This is a genomic window from Kitasatospora sp. NPDC004289, from assembly GCF_053602875.1.
On the sequence record NZ_JBSGEL010000025.1, the window covers coordinates 1 to 16,299 of the forward strand.

Annotated in this window: 14 protein-coding genes; 8 read left to right on the forward strand and 6 right to left on the reverse strand. The window is 71.5% G+C overall.

Annotated elements, in window-relative coordinates; translation table 11 throughout:
* The 4 genes from ACWEPF_RS18540 to ACWEPF_RS18555 all read left to right on the forward strand — a co-directional run.
* On the forward strand, positions 1 to 1,203 hold a 1,203-nt coding region (locus ACWEPF_RS18540), incomplete at its 5' end, for a toxin glutamine deamidase domain-containing protein (RefSeq protein WP_452173430.1).
* 11 nt (positions 1,204 to 1,214) lie between these two features.
* On the forward strand, positions 1,215 to 2,081 hold the full coding sequence (locus ACWEPF_RS18545) for an immunity 49 family protein (RefSeq protein ID WP_452173431.1): 867 nt from the start codon (positions 1,215 to 1,217) through the stop codon (positions 2,079 to 2,081).
* A 107-nt stretch (positions 2,082 to 2,188) separates the two neighbouring features.
* Positions 2,189 to 2,362, forward strand: a complete 174-nt coding sequence (locus tag ACWEPF_RS18550; protein ID WP_452173432.1) for a hypothetical protein — start codon at positions 2,189 to 2,191, stop codon at positions 2,360 to 2,362.
* 178 nt (positions 2,363 to 2,540) lie between these two features.
* Positions 2,541 to 3,377, forward strand: a complete 837-nt coding sequence (locus ACWEPF_RS18555) for an immunity 49 family protein (RefSeq protein ID WP_452173433.1) — start codon at positions 2,541 to 2,543, stop codon at positions 3,375 to 3,377.
* Positions 3,378 to 3,460: 83 nt separating this feature from the next.
* On the opposite strand, the gene ACWEPF_RS18560 is transcribed toward ACWEPF_RS18555, so the two are convergent.
* Together ACWEPF_RS18560 and ACWEPF_RS18565 are read right to left on the reverse strand one after the other, a co-directional pair.
* Positions 3,461 to 6,529, reverse strand: a complete 3,069-nt coding sequence (locus ACWEPF_RS18560) for an NPCBM/NEW2 domain-containing protein (protein WP_452173434.1) — start codon at positions 6,527 to 6,529, stop codon at positions 3,461 to 3,463.
* A 582-nt stretch (positions 6,530 to 7,111) separates the two neighbouring features.
* Entirely contained in the window at positions 7,112 to 8,353 is a 1,242-nt protein-coding gene (locus tag ACWEPF_RS18565) for a YncE family protein (RefSeq protein WP_452173435.1), read from the reverse strand.
* A gap of 152 nt (positions 8,354 to 8,505) precedes the next feature.
* Here ACWEPF_RS18565 and ACWEPF_RS18570 point away from each other — a divergent pair, with 152 nt between their 5' ends.
* On the forward strand, positions 8,506 to 10,089 hold the full coding sequence (locus ACWEPF_RS18570) for an alpha/beta hydrolase (RefSeq protein ID WP_452173436.1): 1,584 nt from the start codon (positions 8,506 to 8,508) through the stop codon (positions 10,087 to 10,089).
* Between the two features lie 54 nt (positions 10,090 to 10,143).
* Positions 10,144 to 10,563 (forward strand): VOC family protein, encoded by a 420-nt coding sequence (locus ACWEPF_RS18575; protein WP_452173437.1) that lies wholly within the window; start codon positions 10,144 to 10,146, stop codon positions 10,561 to 10,563.
* Between the two features lie 7 nt (positions 10,564 to 10,570).
* Here ACWEPF_RS18575 and ACWEPF_RS18580 read toward each other — a convergent pair whose 3' ends face one another.
* From ACWEPF_RS18580 to trxA, 4 genes are all read right to left on the reverse strand, one after another.
* Positions 10,571 to 10,927 (reverse strand): DUF488 domain-containing protein, encoded by a 357-nt coding sequence (locus ACWEPF_RS18580; protein ID WP_452173438.1) that lies wholly within the window; start codon positions 10,925 to 10,927, stop codon positions 10,571 to 10,573.
* 141 nt (positions 10,928 to 11,068) lie between these two features.
* The gene (locus tag ACWEPF_RS18585; protein WP_345289126.1) at positions 11,069 to 11,452 is read right to left on the reverse strand and encodes a VOC family protein; all 384 of its coding nucleotides are present in this window, start codon (positions 11,450 to 11,452) and stop codon (positions 11,069 to 11,071) included.
* Positions 11,453 to 11,535: 83 nt separating this feature from the next.
* Positions 11,536 to 12,159: a pyridoxamine 5'-phosphate oxidase family protein gene (locus tag ACWEPF_RS18590; protein WP_345289127.1), complete on the reverse strand. Its 624-nt coding sequence runs from the start codon at positions 12,157 to 12,159 to the stop codon at positions 11,536 to 11,538.
* Positions 12,160 to 12,197: 38 nt separating this feature from the next.
* Positions 12,198 to 12,515 carry a thioredoxin gene (gene trxA / locus ACWEPF_RS18595; RefSeq protein WP_452173439.1) on the reverse strand — a complete coding sequence of 106 codons (318 nt, stop codon included), beginning with the start codon at positions 12,513 to 12,515 and terminating at the stop codon, positions 12,198 to 12,200.
* A 145-nt stretch (positions 12,516 to 12,660) separates the two neighbouring features.
* Here trxA and ACWEPF_RS18600 point away from each other — a divergent pair, with 145 nt between their 5' ends.
* Both ACWEPF_RS18600 and ACWEPF_RS18605 read left to right on the forward strand, forming a co-directional pair.
* Positions 12,661 to 15,396, forward strand: a complete 2,736-nt coding sequence (locus ACWEPF_RS18600; RefSeq protein ID WP_452173440.1) for an alpha/beta fold hydrolase — start codon at positions 12,661 to 12,663, stop codon at positions 15,394 to 15,396.
* Entirely contained in the window at positions 15,393 to 16,295 is a 903-nt protein-coding gene (locus ACWEPF_RS18605; RefSeq protein ID WP_452173441.1) for an ABC transporter permease, read from the forward strand. The genes ACWEPF_RS18600 and ACWEPF_RS18605 overlap by 4 nt, the downstream gene beginning before the upstream one ends.
* The last annotated feature ends 4 nt before the right edge of the window (positions 16,296 to 16,299 follow it).

A 16,299-nucleotide genomic window follows, 5' to 3' on the forward strand; every position in this document is an offset into this window, starting at 1 on the left:
TCCCAAGCCGTCATCATCACCACCGACAAGGACGGCCGCTCCCACGCCTGGAACGCCGTCAACCACAACGGCACCATCACCTACATCGACGCCCAAACCGGCCGCCGAAGCCCCCAACCCCTCCACAACGGCGACAACGGCGTCTTCGCCATCCCCCTCGACCCCAACCGCACCCCCACCACCCCCGACCACCACACCACCGACCCCACCCACAACCCCGACCACGACCGCACCGCCCCCGAAGAAGCCGCCGGCACAGCTGCCAACAGTGCGGTGGACGAGGACAAACGCAAGCGGGACGCGTTGGTCAAGCGTGCGAACGAGGAACCCGGCTTCTTCAAGGAGCACTATCGGAAGAACGGCTATCGCCGGGATTCCGAGGAGGAGGTCGACGGTGTACGGCTGCCCCAGCTCAAGCCCGATCCGGACAACCCCGGTAAGTGGACGGCTGACACCGTCGAGGCGCTGAAGTCGACTTACATGTACCGGGGAATGGAAGTCTTCGGCGACCCTTCCACGCTCCTGGACGGCAACGAGACGAAGCTGGACGAGGCGGTCGAGAAGCGGCGCAAGGCACTTGACGATGCCAAGGTCGCTCGAGAGAACCTCAAGGCAGCCGACGCTGCTGCGAAGGCCGACCCGAGCCCGGAGAACCTGCAGGCTCTGGAGGACGCTGAGAACGCCCGGTCCGCGACCATCGCGGAGACTACGGACAAGGGCGAGGAGCTCGGGGAGTCGGCCGCGATGCTCCACGCCATTCCCGACAACTTCCCGGGCGCCGAGCCGGCAGGCGTCTGGGGGAAGGGGAACAATCGTTTCGACCAGGTCTGGAAGTTGCCGGACGGCAGCTACGTGGTGGTGGAGGCAAAGGCACCTACGGGGAAGATCGGCGACAGGGCCTCGCTCGAGGATTCGCCCTCGAAGGGGCGGCAGGTGGAGCAAGGGCACCCGGACTACTTCGACGCAATTCTTGCCCAGATGGACAAGCGTGCAACAGCTGAGCCGGAGAACGCCGAGTTGGCCGAGGACCTACGTGATGCCTGGGCGCAGAAGAAGGTGATCTACGTGGCGGTCTGGGCTCAGGTCGACAAGGAGAAGTCCGAGGACGACGACGGCAACACCTTGGAAAGTCACAACTACGGTGGCTATAGGATGAAGCGCTTCAATATCGACACCCGGGACGCTGACGGCAACCCCCTTTAGGAGCTGAGCAGATGGCTACGAATGTTGCCCGCCACGAGGTGCCTACCGGCAATGTCGAGCGCGGTCTCGAGGTGCTGGGGCGGTCGTTGGCCCGGGCACTGGCCGTGGTCGATGCGGGGCCCCGGGAGTTGGCGCGGGTCGGGCAGGTTGCACTGACGGTTGCGGAGTCGCGTGGGCTGCTGGACCCGACGGCGCGGCGCCTGGAGACATGGGACGCCTATGTCCTGGCGATGCAGGCGAGGACGGCGCTGTTCGCGGTAGCCGTGTCGGAGGTGTCTCCGGTGGAGTGTCGCTTCGGTGAGGAGACGCGGCTGATCGCCGTGACCGGGCCGCAGAGTGCGGCCGATGCGGGTACGTGGGTGGAGGCGTTCTGGCTGGCTGTCATCTGCCGTGAGCCGGCGCGGCTGGACATGCTGTGTGCGGTGCCGGTCGACGTACTGCGCGCGTCGGGGGCGGTGTACGACGAGTACGTGTACTCCTGGGTCGAGACCTTGCAGGCGTATTGGCGCAAGGAGCCGGTGGTGGTGGAGAAGCTGACCGCGGCCATTGAGGGTACGGACCCCGAGGTGCTGCGGGTCGGCAGGCCGGAGTCGGTGCTGAGCCTGATCTATCCGCCGATGGCTGCGCTGTACCAACTCCTGCGTGGTGACGGGGTGAAGTTCAACGCCGCGCTGACGGAGGCGGTTGAGCTGCACCGTGACTTCTGGTCCCAGGAGGAGGACGACCGGGCGATCACCTCGACGGGATTCGTCGCTCTGGGGCCGTTGGCCGTGGCCTGCATGGCGTATGACGGGGGGATCCCGGTCGAGGTCTCTTCGGAGTACCTGCCGAAGAACCTGCTGGATCGTTCATGGGTCGGCGAGTACCCGACTGCCTGACGGCGCTCGTCTCAGCTGCCGGCAGTTGCCTGTCCGAATCAGGGCTGGGGCATCCCGGTGGAGCCGGAGTACCTGCGGAGTGCACAGGCGCCGCCGTTGACCTGCTGGTGCTCGCGGACCGGCAGGGCGCGTACGCGGTACGGCTGGACACCGCTCTGTTGCGGCGGACGCTGCGCGACACCGCCTGGTCCCGATCGTCGGCGGCACGGACCGGTGCGGCGGCGGCGTTCACCGAACTGCGCGGCCTGCTGGTGGCCGTGGACCGGTCGGCCGTCACGTAAACCACGTCGGAGGGCGTACGTCCAGGTTCGGTCGGAGGTCTGAGAGGGGGCTGGGAACAGGAGGGGTTCGGTGCGGTGTTGGATCAGTAGCTGCGGGGGCACCGACGGTAGTCGGGGTGGTCCGGATGGGCGGGGACCGCAGCGGACATGAGACCAACTGACCCGGGAGTGACCTGAGTTGAACGCCATTGTGAAGCGGCACGGCATTTCCACGGAGCACGTCGAGAGTGGTCTGGCGCTGCTGGGCGAGGACCTGGCGGTGGATCTGGGGAGGCTGCGGCCAGGAGCTTCGCTGGGGCTGGTGAGCGTGCTGGAGACGGCGTTGGTGATGGCCGAGGCCGGGCTGCTGCTGGACCCGGGGGGCGAGCGGGTGGAGAGCCGGGAGGCGTTCCTGACGGCGGCTCAGGCGGCTGCGGCGCTGTTCGCGGTGGCGGGAGTGGAGGAGGGCGCCGTGGAGGCCCGGATCGGCGGGGCCGTGCGGACGGTGGGGGCGGGGGACTCGCGGCGGGAGGCGCACGCGGGGAACTGGCTGAACGCGTTCTGGCTGGCGGCGGTCTGCCGGGAGGGCGGGCTGCTGGACGGGCTGGCGGCGGTGCCGGTGGAGGTGCTGCGCGGGTCCGGTGCGCCGGAGGACGAGTACACCTGGGCGTGGGTGGCGGCCCTGCAGGCGTACCGGCGTCAGGACCAGGGGCTGGCCCAGGAGTTGGCCGCCGCGTTGGAGGCGGCGGAGCCGGCCGCGGTCGTGGACCGGGAGTACCTGATGAAGGTGGTGCGGCCGGCCATGGACCTGTTCGGCCGGTTCGTGGCGCGGGACCAGGCGGGCTTCGACGCGGCGCTGGTGCGGGCCCTGGAGCTGCACCGGGAGTACTGGACGGCGGACGGGGAGCGGGCGGTGACGTCCACCGGGTTCGTGGCGCTGGCTCCGCTGGCGGTGGCCTGTCTGGCGCAGGACGCCGGGATGGCGGTGGACGTGGTGTCGGAGTACCTGCCGGTGGGTCTGGTGACGGGGCGTTAGGGAGCGGGACGGCCGGAGCCGGCGGGCGCGTCCGAGGGCGCCCGCCGGCTCCGGCCGGTGAAGGGGGAAGGGGACTGCGGCGGTTACTGGAGGAACTTGGCGCCCGCCCAGTCGGCGTGGTCGCTGTTGATGCCGTCGCCGCCGTCGGTGACCTTCAGGGTCAGGGTGTTGACGCCGGCGACGTTGACGTCGACCGGCTGGGCCGGGGTGGTCGGGGTGTTGACGGAGGGGCTCTCGTAGAGCTTGACGCCGTCGCCCCAGACCTCGAACTTCAGGGTCGCGTAGGAGCTGACCTCGTCGTCCACGCCGGTGTCGGCCTGGAAGCGGGTGTAGCCGCGGTTGAGGTTGTAGGTGATGGTGCTGTTGGCGTGGGTGCCGATGCCCTTGGGGTAGGTGGTGCCGTTGATCTTCAGCGGGTTGCCGTCGATGCTGCGGTCCTTCTGGACGGTGCCGAAGTCGGCCTGTGCCGAGGCCCAGGCCAGGTCGCTGGCGTTGACCGGGGCCGAGGCCTTGACGGTGAGCTTGGCGCCGGCCCAGTCGGCGTGGTCGCTGTTGATGCCGTCGCCGCCGTCCAGGGCCTTCAGGACCAGGGTGTTGACGCCGGTGACGTCGACGTTCACGCTCTGGGTCTGGTTGTTGGGGCCGAGGGTGTAGGGGCTCTCGTAGAGCTTGACGCCGTCGCCCCAGACCTCGAAGCGGACCGAGCCGGTGGCGGTGATCTCGTCGTCCACGCCGGTGTCGGCCTGGAAGCGGGTGTAGCCGCCGCCCAGGTTGTAGGTGATGGTGCTGTTGGCGTGGGTGCCGATGCCCTTGGGGTAGACGGTGCCCTGGAGCTTGATCGGGGTGCCGTCGATGCTGGTGTCCTTGCGGGGGGTCCCGAAGGAGTTCTGGTAGCTCGCCCAGGCCAGGTCGCTGAGGTTGACCGTCTTGGGGGTCGGGAGCGTGGTGACCGCGGCGGCGTTGCTCGCGGCGGAGACGTTGCCCGTGGTGTCCACGGCCTTGACCGTGAAGGTGTAACCGGTCGAGCCGGCCAGGCCGTTGGCGGTGAAGGTGGTGCCGGTGGTGGTGCCGATCACGCTGCCGTTGCGCAGGACCTGGTAGTTCGTCAGGCCGACGTTGTCGGTGGAGGCGTTCCAGCTCAGGTCGACGCTCGCGTCGGTGAGGTTGGCGGTCGCCAGGCCGGACGGGGTGCTCGGGGCGGTGGTGTCGACGACCGTGCTGCCCGCGGCGGCGGTGACGGTGGCGCCGGCGTTCACCGGGACGCTGACGTAGGAGACGGTCTGGCCGTAGAGCGACTTGGTCTGCGCCGGGTAGGCGGTGCCGTTCACCGAGATGGTGGAGTAGGAGCCGTAGAACTGGGCCTCCCAGTTCACCGTGGAGCCCGCGTTGTTGGTCAGCACCGAGCCGGTGGTGCCGATGTGCTTGAGCTTGAGGTCGCTGTCGCCGACCTTGAGGTGGTCGATCTCCACCCACGGGGTCTCCGAGGTCAGGCGGGAGACGGTGGCGACCTTGTGGTTGGGGGCGTCGGGCTGGACGCCCATCATGCCGTCGACGGTGTTGCTGACGGCGAGGAAGGAGATCTCGGGGTAGGTGTCCTTGTCCTTCATCAGCTTCTTCAGCCAGGACCAGCCCTCGCCGGAGCGGTTGTACTGGTAGTACATCTCCGGCAGGTAGGAGGTCGCCTCGACGTTCAGGCTGTCGTCGTTGGCGGCGATGAAGTCCAGGTAGGCGGAGGTCCGCGGGCCGTAGTCGCCCAGGCCGTTGAGCATCATCAGGAAGCTGGCCTCGTGGCCCCAGCTGCTGTAGCCGGTGCCGTTGGCGTCCTTGCCGCGGACGTAGCGGTTGTTGGCCGAGTCGAACCACTGGCTCTCGAAGTGGTTGCGGACCCGCTGCGCGCGGTTGGCCCAGGTGGTGCTGCCGGCGGTGTCGCCCTTGGCCTTGAGGATCTGCGCGTAGGCGAGCATCGACTGGTACTGGAAGCCCAGCGCGTCGGCGGCCGAGGTCAGGTTCTCGTTGGGGAACTCGAAGAAGGTCGCGGTGTACTCACCGTTCTGCTTCTTCGCCACGGGCTGCTCGGCGGCGGGGTTGGCGTCGTTCCAGGTGACCTGGTGGGAGGCCAGGAACTGGTTCATGGTGGAGTCGTAGTACGCCGACAGGGTCGGGTCGTTGATCCAGGCGGCGTTGCCGGTCCACTGGTACTGCTTGAAGGCCTTGGCCATCAGGTTGAACGGCGAGGGCAGCTCGCGGAAGCCGGTCTGGTCGATGTAGTACATCGCGCCGGTGGGGCTGTGCGCCCACAGCGGCCAGCCGTTCTGGCCCGGGTCGTCGGCGTCGCCCGCGAAGGTCTTGAACATGTTGAGGGTCTCGTTGTCGAGACCGATGACGTGCGCGCCGTCCGACTGGTGCGAGATGTCGCGGTTGTAGTACGACTCGCGGCTGGTGTAGGCACCCCAGTAACCCGGCTGCACGGTCTGGTGGGTGGCGTCGGTCAGCCGCCACCACTCGGGCTCGTGGCCCATCATCGGGTTGCCCTGGTAGAACGCCATGCCGAGCGCGCGGTCGCGGCCCCAGGCGAAGCCGTCGTTCAGCGCGGCGTTGGGGGAGTTGATGGTCAGCGGGCTGGTGGGCGCGCCGACGTAGTTCTGGATGGTGATGCGGTCCACCCGCGGCACGTCGGTGGAGCCGACGGCGGTCAGCTCGATGACGTCGCCGGGCTTGAGGGCGACCTTGCTGCTGGTGCGGGTGTCGATGTTCTTCGGGTCGGTGTAGTCGGTGCCCCAGCGGCCGTTGGCGTTCCAGCTGTCCACCTGGGCCGAGTTGACGGTCAGCCGGTAGCTGACGCCGCCGGCGGTCTTGCCGTTGTAACGGGTGATCAGGTCGTACGTGCCCGCCGCGCCGGCGAAGGTGGACCGGGCCGAGCTGGTCTGGCCGGCCGCGCCGCGGGCGTAGGTGACGGTCTCGACCGGGTTGTTGTACGCGCTGTGGTTCACGGTCTCGGTCGCGAAGTTGGTCAGCGACATGTTCTCGACCTGGAGCACGTACGGACCGGCGGCCGTGTCCGCCGAGGCAGTGGCGGCGGGCAGGGCGGGGAGCGCGATGGTGCCGGCGATCAGGGCGATGGCGGCGGACAGCGCGCGAGGGTGGCGGCGCATGGGCGGTCGGTCCTTTCGGGTGGGGGCGTGCGTGGGGGAGCGGCTGAGGGGCAGCCGTGGGAGCGGCGCGACCGCGCCGTGAGGTCTTGAGGTGTGGGGGTGGGGCGTTGAAAGCCGTTGAACTGTGTCGCCTATTGAGGACTTCGGCGAAGGCCCTGTCAATAGTTGAATCCCGTTCAATCGCAAGGCTTCCATCGACTTCCGGGCCGTCGGCGCTGGTTCGAATGCGTCCGGATCGGCTCGGTACGACTGCCGTTTTCGCAGTTCAGAAGGCTGACCTCGGCCGGCCGTCGGAGCGGGCGGCGGTGCGGCGGGGGCCCGGCGGGGGTGTGGGGGCCTCGGGATCTTGCAGTAGATCAATGACAGAACATCAGAAAGCTTTCACTGCTGTGTTGCATGCCATGGTGAGGCTGAGTAGTGTCCTGCCAAGGCGAACGGCGGCCCGAGGGCTCCGAAGAGCCCGCCGGACCGCCGTCGTCGTCGGCCTCCTGACGGTCGATCAGACGGCCGTCGGGGTGAGGAGTGAGGTGCAACGGCCCGGCGGAGTGCTGGCCGGGTCGGTGGCGCGGAGGAGGTCCGCGATCAGCGGGCGGCGGGGCCGCTCCAGCCCGTCGGCACGTGGCCGAGACGCACCCGCTGCGGGTGGTCGCCGACCGGGACGGAGACGGTGGGGCGTCCGGTGGCGAAGTCGATCGCGGTGACGCGGTCGCTGCCGCTCTCCGAGACCACGCAGGAGCGGCCGTCGCCGCTGACGGTGGCCCAGTACGGCTTGGCGGCCGGGATCAGCGGGCCCTCCTGGAGGGTGGCGCGGTCGAGCACGGTGACGTAGTCGTCCATCGTCCCCGCCACGCACAGGTGGGCGCCGTCGGGGCTGGCCGAGAGGCCGTGGTGACGGGAGTCGTTCACCCAGGTGGTGCGGTCCTCGTTGGTGGCCGGCGACTTGGGCAGCTCCTTGAACCGGGTGATCCGGTCGGCGGCCACGTCGTACTCCACCAGGCCGTTGTAGAAGGAGAGCTGGAAGTAGAGGGTGGAGCCGTCCGGGCTGAAGGCGGCCGGGCGGACGGCGTCGGAGAGGTCGCTGCGTCCGGCCGCGTCCAGCCGCTCGCGCATGTCGATCACCTTGACCGGTGCGTAGGTGTCGGCGTCCACCACGGTGATCCGCCGGTCGCCCTTGGTCCAGTCGAGCCAGGGGGCGTCCAGCGCGGTGGTGACCTCGCCGATCGACATGTTCCACAGTCGGTGGCCGCCGTCGGTGAAGAGGTTCTCGTGCGGCTTGTCGCCGGTGCGGAAGGAGCCGAGCTGGGCGCCGGTGCGGACGTCGAGCACGTGCACCGTGTTCGCGGTGGAGGCGGAGACCGCGACCTTGGTCCCGTCGGGGGAGAGGGCCATGTGGTCGGAGCGGTAACCGGCCACCGGAAAGCGCCAGTTGAGGCGGCCGGTGGCCAGGTCCAGGGAGACCACGTCGGCGAAGCTCGGGCGGGAGACCACCACGGAGGAGCCGTCCGGGGTGGTGTACATGTCGTCGACGAACTGGTCGTGGCCCTCGCCCGGGCCGAGGCGGACGCCGAGGAAGTAGGCCAGCCTGATCGGGTCGCGGTGGATCTCGGCCAGCCGCTGCTCCCTGTCGGGGACGACGTCGATCCGGCCCACCTTGGCGAGGTCTCCGGAGGAGGCCAGCACGTCAGCGGTGCCGTCCCAGTTGTTGCCGACCAGCAGGACTTCGCGCAGGGGCGGCGAACCGGCGGCCGGAGCAGGGGAGTTGAGGGAGGCGGCCAGGGCCAGGGCGGCGGCCAGGGCCAGGGCGGTGCGGGGGATCCGGGGCACGGTCACTCCTGGGGGTGGGGAGGAGGCGCGGGACGTTACCCGACGGTAGGGATGACATGCCCGGGTCGGCAAGACCTCGGATGCGCCGAGTCGGTACGCGAATTGAGTCGAACGGCGCACCAAGACTTGGTCAAGTCCCTATGGTCTGGACCATGTTGATGATTCGTCAGAAGGTCGTGGGTGGACTCACCGCGCTGACCCTGGCCGTCGGCCTCGGCGCCGTGGCCGTCCCCGTGGCCCAAGCCGCGCCGACGGCAGCGAAGTTGGTCTGGAAGGACTGCCCGCCGGAGGCCGGCTGGCCGCCGCACGACCCCCGGATGCTCTGCACCACCGTCACGGTGCCGCTCGACCACCGCAGGCCGAACGGGCGCACCATCGAGATCGCCGTCTCCCGGATCGCCACCGCCAAGCCCGGCCTGCGGCGCGGCGTGCTGCTGCACAACGGCGGCGGCCCCGGCACCCGCAGCCTCCACCTGCCCAGCGCCTACGCGCAGGTCTACCCGCAGGAGGTGCTGGACCGCTACGACCTGATCGGCTTCGACCCGCGCGGCATCGGCCACAGCGCCCCGCTCACCTGCGGCCGCACCGAGGCCGGGCTGCCGACCGAGAAGGTGCTCCCCTTCCCGGCGCCGGACGGCTCGATCGCGCCGAACGTCGCCTTCGGCAAGGCGCTCGCCCGGGACTGCCTGGCCAACGGTGGGGACGTGCTGCCGTACGTCACCACCGCCAACACCGCCCGCGACATGGACCGGATCCGGATCGCGCTCGGCGAGCGGAGGATCTCCTACTTCAGCGGCTCGTACGGCAGTTACCTCGGCACCGTGTACGCGCAGCTCTTCCCGGAGCGCACCGACCGCTTCGTGCTGGACAGCCTGGTCGACCCGGCCCGGATCTGGCACGGCATGTGGTCGCTCTGGGACAGCGGGGCCGAGCTGCGCTTCGGCGACTTCGCCGCCTGGGCGGCGGAGCGCGACGGCGAGCTCGGCCTGGGCGCCACCCCGGCCGAGGTGCGGGCCGGATTCCTGGCGCTGGCCGCGCGGTTGGACCGCACCCCCGGCCATCACCCCGACGCGGGCGAGGTGAACGGCAACCGCTTCCGGATGCTGTACCGGGGCCTGTCCATCCACACCGCGCTCTTCCCGGAGATCGCCGCCTGGTGGCGCTACCTGGACGGGACGGACGCGCAGGCGCCGGCCTGGTACCCGAGGGTGGTGGAGGAGGGGATCCCGGCCGACAACGAGGTGGCCGCGATGCTCGCCGTGGTCTGCGGGGACGTGCGGTGGAACCGCGATCCGGCGTCCTACCAGCGGGAGGTGACGGACCACCGGCAGCGCTACCCGCTGCTCGCCGGGATGGGCGCCAACGTCTTCCCCTGCCTGTGGTGGAACGACCCGGTCGAGCCGCCGGTGCGGATCGCCGACCGGGGGCCGGCGAACATCCTGCTGCTGCAGAACCTGCGCGACCCCTCCACCCCCTACGCCGGTGCGCTCGGGCTGCGCGAGGCGCTGGGCGGGCGGGCCCGGATGGTGACGGTGGACGCGGGCAACCACGGGACGTACGACCCGGAGGCGCCGTCCTGTGCGATCGCCGAGACGCACCGCTTCCTGGTCACCGGGCAGCTCCCCGCCCGCGACCGGTTCTGCCGCCCCGACCCGGTGCCGGCCGGGGCGGGCGGGGCGCCCGGTGCCGCGAAGGCGGGCGGCACGGCGGCGTTGTTCGCGCGCGGAATGATCTGAACGGACGTCAGGTTGTCGGCTCCGTAACCGAGATCACCGGGTGAGGAGCCGACGATGTCCGAGGGAACCCCCGTCCGCCAGCTGCGGCTGGTGGTCACCGCCGCCGACTACGAGGCGGCGCTGCGCTTCTACCGCGACGAGCTGGGGCTGGCCGAGCAGGCGGCGTTCGCCTCGCCGGACGGCCGGGTCACCATCCTGGACGCCGGCCGGGCCACCCTGGAGATCACCGATCCGGGGCACGCGGAGTTCATTGACGAGGTGGAGGTCGGCCGCCGGGTGGCCGGGCACCTGCGGGTGGCCTTCGAGGTGGACGACTCCCCGGCGGTGACGGCGCGGCTGGCGGCGGCGGGTGCCCGGGTGCTGGCCGAGCCGGTCCGCACGCCGTGGAACTCGCTCAACTCGCGCCTGGAGGGCCCGGCCGGGCTGCAGCTGACCCTCTTCACCGAACTCGGGGAGGACGGGACGGTCGCCTGAGGCGGTGTCAGGCCAGCAGCTCGCGCAGGACGGCCGCGTGGCTGCTGTCCAGGTCGCCCTTGGAGGCGGTGAGCAGCACGATCGGCCCGTCGGTGGCCAGGGCGCGCAGCCCGGTCAGCGCCTCCTGGGCCTCCGGTGCTTCCAGCTCGGCGAGGTAGCGCTCGCGGAAGGCGGGGAAGCCGCCGCCCTCGTGGTACCAGCGGCGCAGCTCGGTGGAGGGCGTGAGCGCCTTGGGCCAGGAGTCCAGGGCGGCGTCCTCCTTCCTGATGCCGCGCGGCCAGAGCCGGTCCACCAGGACGCGGGCGCCGTCCTCGGGGCGGTGCGGGTCGTAGACCCGGGCGAGGTGGACGGGGTGACGGGGCATCGGGCTCGCCTTCGCGCTGCGGGACGGGTGTCCGCAGCGTATCCGCGGGCGGCGGCCGAGTCTGGTAGGCGGGGCGCCCGGAGCGGCACGGGCGCCCCGCCGGCCTCGGGAGGGGGAGGCGGGAGAGGTCGGGTGGGCGGGTCAGGCGGTCGCGGCGCGCTCGGCGGCGCTGCGCTCGACGCAGAACTCGTTGCCCTCGATGTCGGCCATGGTGACCCAGCCGGTGCCGTCCGGGCGGCGGTGGTCGGCGACGACGGTGGCACCGATGGTCAGCAGGCGCTCCACCTCCTCGTCGCGGGTGCGGTCCGAGGGCTGGATGTCGAAGTGCAGGCGGTTCTTGACGGTCTTCCCGTCCGGGACGGCGATGAAGAGGATCTCGATGCCGTTCGGGGTGACGAGCAGCGCCTCCGGATCGCCGGGGAGGTCGTCGTCGGCGAGCTTGGAGTCGAGGACCTCGGCCCAGAAGTTGCCGAGGACGTAGGTGTCGGCGCAGTCGACCGTGATGTGGTGCACAAGGGAAGCCATGGCGGTCACTATGGCGGCTGGTCAGGTACGCGTCCACCCGATTTGCGGGCGGTCCCGGGCACCTGACCAGCGCCGACGGCCCGTCAGTTGTCCTTCTCCGCCTTGAGGGCGGCGAGCTCGGCCTCCAGCGAGGCGATCTTCTGCTGGTAGTGGTTCACGGTGGCCCGGACGTTCTCGATCGGGAAGAGCTGTGGGATGTGCTGCGGGCAGTTCCAGTCGTAGGCCTCGACGGAGATCAGCATCGCCCGCTCCGGGTGGGCCCGGTAGCCCTCGGGCTTGAGCCGGGCCACCAGCTCCTGGTCCTCGGAGGCCTCCACCGCACGGGCCCGGCCGTAGATCTTGAGCCGGGTGCTGTTGGCGTAGTCCATCAGGAAGAGGGCGACCTTGTCGTCGTGGTCCATGTTGCCCCGGCTGATGTACTGGCGGTTGCCGCGGAAGTCGGCGAAGGCCAGCGTCCGGTTGTCCAGTACCTGGAGGAAGCCGCGCGGGCCGCCCCGGTGCTGGATGTAGGGCCAGCCGGACTCGCCGACGCTGGACAGGTAGAAGCTGTCCCGGGCGCCGATGAACACCCGCTCGTCCGGGCCGAGCAGGACGGGCCCGGCGGCGGGGCCCGAGGTGCGCGGTCCGTAGGCGCGCAGGCTGCCGTTGCGGCGCTGGTGCTCCTGCACCTTCGGGGAGAAGGCGATCTCGGCGTAGCGGTCGGCCATGGCCGTGTCCTCTCGGGGAGTTCGGGGGAGCCGGGTGGTCAGAGGTGGGGGTCGAGCTCGGCCATCACGGCCGCGGCGGGCATGGCCCCGAGCAGCTCGTGGACCACCTCGCCGCCCTTGAAGAGCTTCATCGCCGGGATCGCCCGGATGTCGAACTCCTCGGCCAGGCCCGGGTTCTCGTCCACGTTGACCTTGACCACCGTCAGCCGGTCGGCGTGCTCGGCGGCGATCCGGTCGAGCACCGGGCCGACCTGGCGGCAGGGGCCGCACCACTCGGCCCAGAAGTCGACCAGCACGGGCTTGTCGCTGCTCAGTACCTGCTCGGCGAAGGTCGCGCCGTTCACGTCGGTGGCCATCGGGCACCCTTCCATCGGTCCGTTCTAACTGCTGTCAGGCTCTACAACGGTTAGTCCGGCCGATCCATTCCCGGACTGAACGGAGTCCGGGGGCGGGTGGGCGCTTACAAGCTTCCTACCTGCCGGGCGGCTAGGGTCGATGACCATGGGACTCGGTGGGGCGTGGCGTCGCCTCGGGCAACGGAAGTGGTGGGCCGCCGGGGCGGCGCTCGTGGTGCTCGCGGGCGGCGGGGCGGCGGTGGCCGCCGTCGGCGGCGACGAGGTGGCGGTCCGTCAGGAGGCGCAGCGGCTGGACATGCCGGAGGCGCCGGGCAGTGCGGAGCGGGTCTCCATCGACACCTCCTTCTTCACCGCGGGCGGCGGCGGGCGGCGCCCCGCGGTGCTGCTGGCGCACGGTTTCGGCGGCTCCAAGGACGGCGTCCGCGAGCAGGCCGAGCGCCTCGCCCGGCAGGGCTACGCCGTGCTCACCTGGTCGGCCCGGGGCTTCGGCGAGTCCACCGGGCGGATCGGCCTGGACGCGCCGGACCGCGAGATCGCCGACGTCGGACGGCTGGTGGACTGGCTGGCCCAGCGCCCCGAGGTCCAGCTCGACGCCCCCGGCGACCCCCGGGTGGGCATCAGCGGCGCCTCCTACGGCGGCGGGGCCGCGCTGCTCGGTGCCGCGTACGACCAGCGGATCGACGCCGTGGCCAGCCAGGTGACCTGGTGGAACCTCAATGAGGCGCTGTTCCCCCAGGCCACAGGTCAGGGTGACGGCGTCTTCAAGAAGCTGTGGGCCGGGATCTTCTTCACCACCGGCTCGGCCGGCGGACTGATGCCGGGTCAGGGCGAGCCGCGGCAGGACGGCCCGGTCGGCTGCGGGAAGTTCTCCGACGAGCTCTGCGCGATGTACGACCGGGTGGCCACCAGCGGGCGGACCGACCCCGAGGCCGTGAAGCTGCTCGACCGCTCCAGTCCGTCCAGCGTGGCCGACAGGCTGAAGGTGCCCACCCTGGTGGTCCAGGGCCAGCAGGACTCGCTCTTCCCGCTCGACCAGGGGGACAAGATCGCCAAGGCGGTGGCCGCCAACGGCGCGCCCGTCGCGGTGGACTGGTTCGCCGGCGGGCACGACGGCGGCACCGAGGGCAGCGAGCGGGTCGAGCAGCGGGTCACCTCCTGGTTCGACCGGTACCTGAAGAAGGACGAGGCCGTCGACACCGGCCCGGCGTTCCGGGTGACCAGGACCGGCGGGCTGGACTCCACCGGCTTCGAGGCGGTGCTGCGCGGCGCGAGCGCCGACGCCTACCCGGGCCTCGGCGGTACCGCCACCCGCACGGTGGAGCTGACGGGCCGTGAGCAGGCCGTGGCCAACCCGCCCGGCGGGGCCCCGCCGAACATCTCCGCACTGCCCGGCATCGGCGGCGCCCTGGGCAGCCTGTCGGCGGCGGCCGGCGGCACCGGCGGCCTCAGCCTGGCGATCGACTTCCCCGGCCAGTACGCCTCCTTCGACTCCGCGCCGCTGGACTCCGCGCTGCGGCTGACCGGCGCGCCCACCGTCCCGGTGCGGGTGCAGGCCGACCGGCCGGACGCGGTGCTGTTCGCCAAGCTCTACGACGTCGGCCCGGACGGCGGCCAGGTGCTGCCGCAGCAGCTGGCCGCGCCGCTGCGGGTCACCGACGCCGCGCAGGGCCGCACCGTGACGGTCCAACTCCCGGCGGTGGAGCACGAGTTCGCGGCCGGCCACCGGCTGCGCCTGGTGCTGGCCAGCAGCGACCTCGGCTACGCCACGCCGATCGAGCCGGCCACCTACCGGATCTCGGCCGCCGGGCCGCTCACCCTGCCGACCGTGGCCGGCCTGCGTACCGAGGCCGCCCCGCTGCCGAACCGGGTCTGGGCGCTGCCACTGATCGCGGTGCTCGCGGCGGTGCTGCTGCTGGTGCCGTACCGGCGGCTGCGCCGCTCCGGCGGGCCCGCGTACGACCCCGCGCTGGCCGGGGTGCCGCTGGTGATCGAAGGCCTGAGCAAGCGCTACCACGGCGCCGCCGACCGGTACGCGGTGCGCGACCTCGGCTTCCGGGTCGAGCGTGGCCAGGTGCTCGGCCTGCTCGGGCCGAACGGCGCGGGCAAGACCACCACGCTGCGGATGCTGATGGGCCTGATCCGCCCCGACGCGGGCGGGATCCGGCTGTTCGGCCACGCCGTCCGGCCGGGCGCCCCGGTGCTCTCCCGGGTCGGTGCCTTCGTCGAGGGCGCGGGCTTCCTGCCGCACCTCACCGGGCGGGCCAACCTGCGGCTGTACTGGCAGGCCACCGGCCGCCCCGAGCAGGACGCCCACCTGGAGGAGGCGCTGGCCATCGCCGACCTGGGCGAGGCGCTGGACCGCGCGGTGCGCACCTACTCCCAGGGCATGCGCCAGCGCCTGGCCATCGCCCAGGCCATGCTCGGCCTGCCGGAGCTGCTGATCCTGGACGAGCCCACCAACGGTCTCGACCCGCCGCAGATCCGCGAGATGCGCGAGGTGATGATCCGGTACGCGGCCGGCGGGCGGACGGTGATCGTCTCCAGCCACCTGCTCTCCGAGGTGGAGCAGAGCTGCACCCACCTGGTGGTGATGGACCGCGGCAAGCTGGTCACCGCCGGGCCGGTGGCGGAGATCGTCGGCGCCGGCGAGCTGCTGTTGGTCTCCACCCCGATGCCCTCCGCCGCGGCCAAGGTGGCCGAACTGCCGGGAGTGGCCTCGGCGGAGGAGGTCGAGCAGGGCGTGCTGGTCCGGCTGGACGGGCTGACGGTGGGTGAACTGGTGGTGGAACTGGTGCGGTTGGGCGTTCCCGTGGAGGGCGTGGGGCCGCACCGGAGGCTGGAGGACGCCTTCCTGGCGCTGATCGGAGGAGGAGCGGCATGACGACCGCGGTGGAGCAGGAGCGCCCGGGCGGCGACGGCGGCGACGGCGGGGCGGGCCGCGAGCAGGCGGCGGGCTACCGGCCCGGCCGCACGCTGCCGCTGCGGGTGGAGGCGGTGCGCCAACTCCGGCGCCGCCGCACCCTGGTGATCGGCGGCGTGCTGGCGGCACTGCCCTTCATCGTGCTGGCCGCCTTCCGGCTGGGCGGCAACGAGCCCGGCCGGGAGGGGCGGACCAGCTTCATCGAGCTGGCCACCGCCTCCGGCCTCAACTTCTCGGTGACGCTGCTCTTCATGGGCACCGGATTCCTGCTGGTGATCCCGGTCGCGGTCTTCTGCGGCGACACGGTGGCCTCCGAGGCCGGCTGGTCCTCGCTGCGCTACCTGCTGGCCGCCCCCGTGCCCCGGATGCGGCTGCTGGCACGGAAGCTGACGGTGGCGCTGGCCTTCTCGGCCGGTGCGGTGCTGCTGCTGCCCCTGGTCGCCCTGCTGGTGGGCACCGCCGCCTACGGCTGGGGCGACCTGCGGCTGCCGACCGGCGCGGTGGTCCCGGCGGGCGAGGCGCTGCCCCGGCTGGCGATCGCCATCGCCTACGTCTTCCTGGCCGAACTGGTCGTCGCCGCGCTGGCGTTCTGGCTCTCCACGGTGACGGACGCCCCGCTCGGCGCGGTCGGCGGGGCGGTCTTCCTCTCCATCATCACCGGCGTGCTGGACGCCGTCACCGCCCTCGGCGGCCTGCGCGCCTGGCTGCCCGCACACTGGCAGTACGCCTGGGCCGACGCGCTCCAGCCGAAGCTGGAGTGGGGCGGCATGCTCCAGGGCGTCTCGCTCTCGCTCTCCTACGCGGTGGTCCTCGTGGCCCTGGCCTTCCGCGGCTTCGCCCGCAAGGACGTGGTGTCCTGACGGC

Coding starts and splice junctions, on each gene's coding strand:
- ACWEPF_RS18545 (WP_452173431.1), top strand. CDS start 1,215: ATGGCTACGAATGTTGCCCGCCACGAGGTGCCTACCGGCAATGTCGAG.
- ACWEPF_RS18560 (WP_452173434.1), bottom strand. CDS start 6,529: ATGCGCCGCCACCCTCGCGCGCTGTCCGCCGCCATCGCCCTGATCGCC.
- ACWEPF_RS18570 (WP_452173436.1), top strand. CDS start 8,506: ATGTTGATGATTCGTCAGAAGGTCGTGGGTGGACTCACCGCGCTGACC.
- ACWEPF_RS18575 (WP_452173437.1), top strand. CDS start 10,144: ATGTCCGAGGGAACCCCCGTCCGCCAGCTGCGGCTGGTGGTCACCGCC.
- ACWEPF_RS18580 (WP_452173438.1), bottom strand. CDS start 10,927: ATGCCCCGTCACCCCGTCCACCTCGCCCGGGTCTACGACCCGCACCGC.
- ACWEPF_RS18585 (WP_345289126.1), bottom strand. CDS start 11,452: ATGGCTTCCCTTGTGCACCACATCACGGTCGACTGCGCCGACACCTAC.
- ACWEPF_RS18590 (WP_345289127.1), bottom strand. CDS start 12,159: ATGGCCGACCGCTACGCCGAGATCGCCTTCTCCCCGAAGGTGCAGGAG.
- trxA (WP_452173439.1), bottom strand. CDS start 12,515: ATGGCCACCGACGTGAACGGCGCGACCTTCGCCGAGCAGGTACTGAGC.
- ACWEPF_RS18600 (WP_452173440.1), top strand. CDS start 12,661: ATGGGACTCGGTGGGGCGTGGCGTCGCCTCGGGCAACGGAAGTGGTGG.
- ACWEPF_RS18605 (WP_452173441.1), top strand. CDS start 15,393: ATGACGACCGCGGTGGAGCAGGAGCGCCCGGGCGGCGACGGCGGCGAC.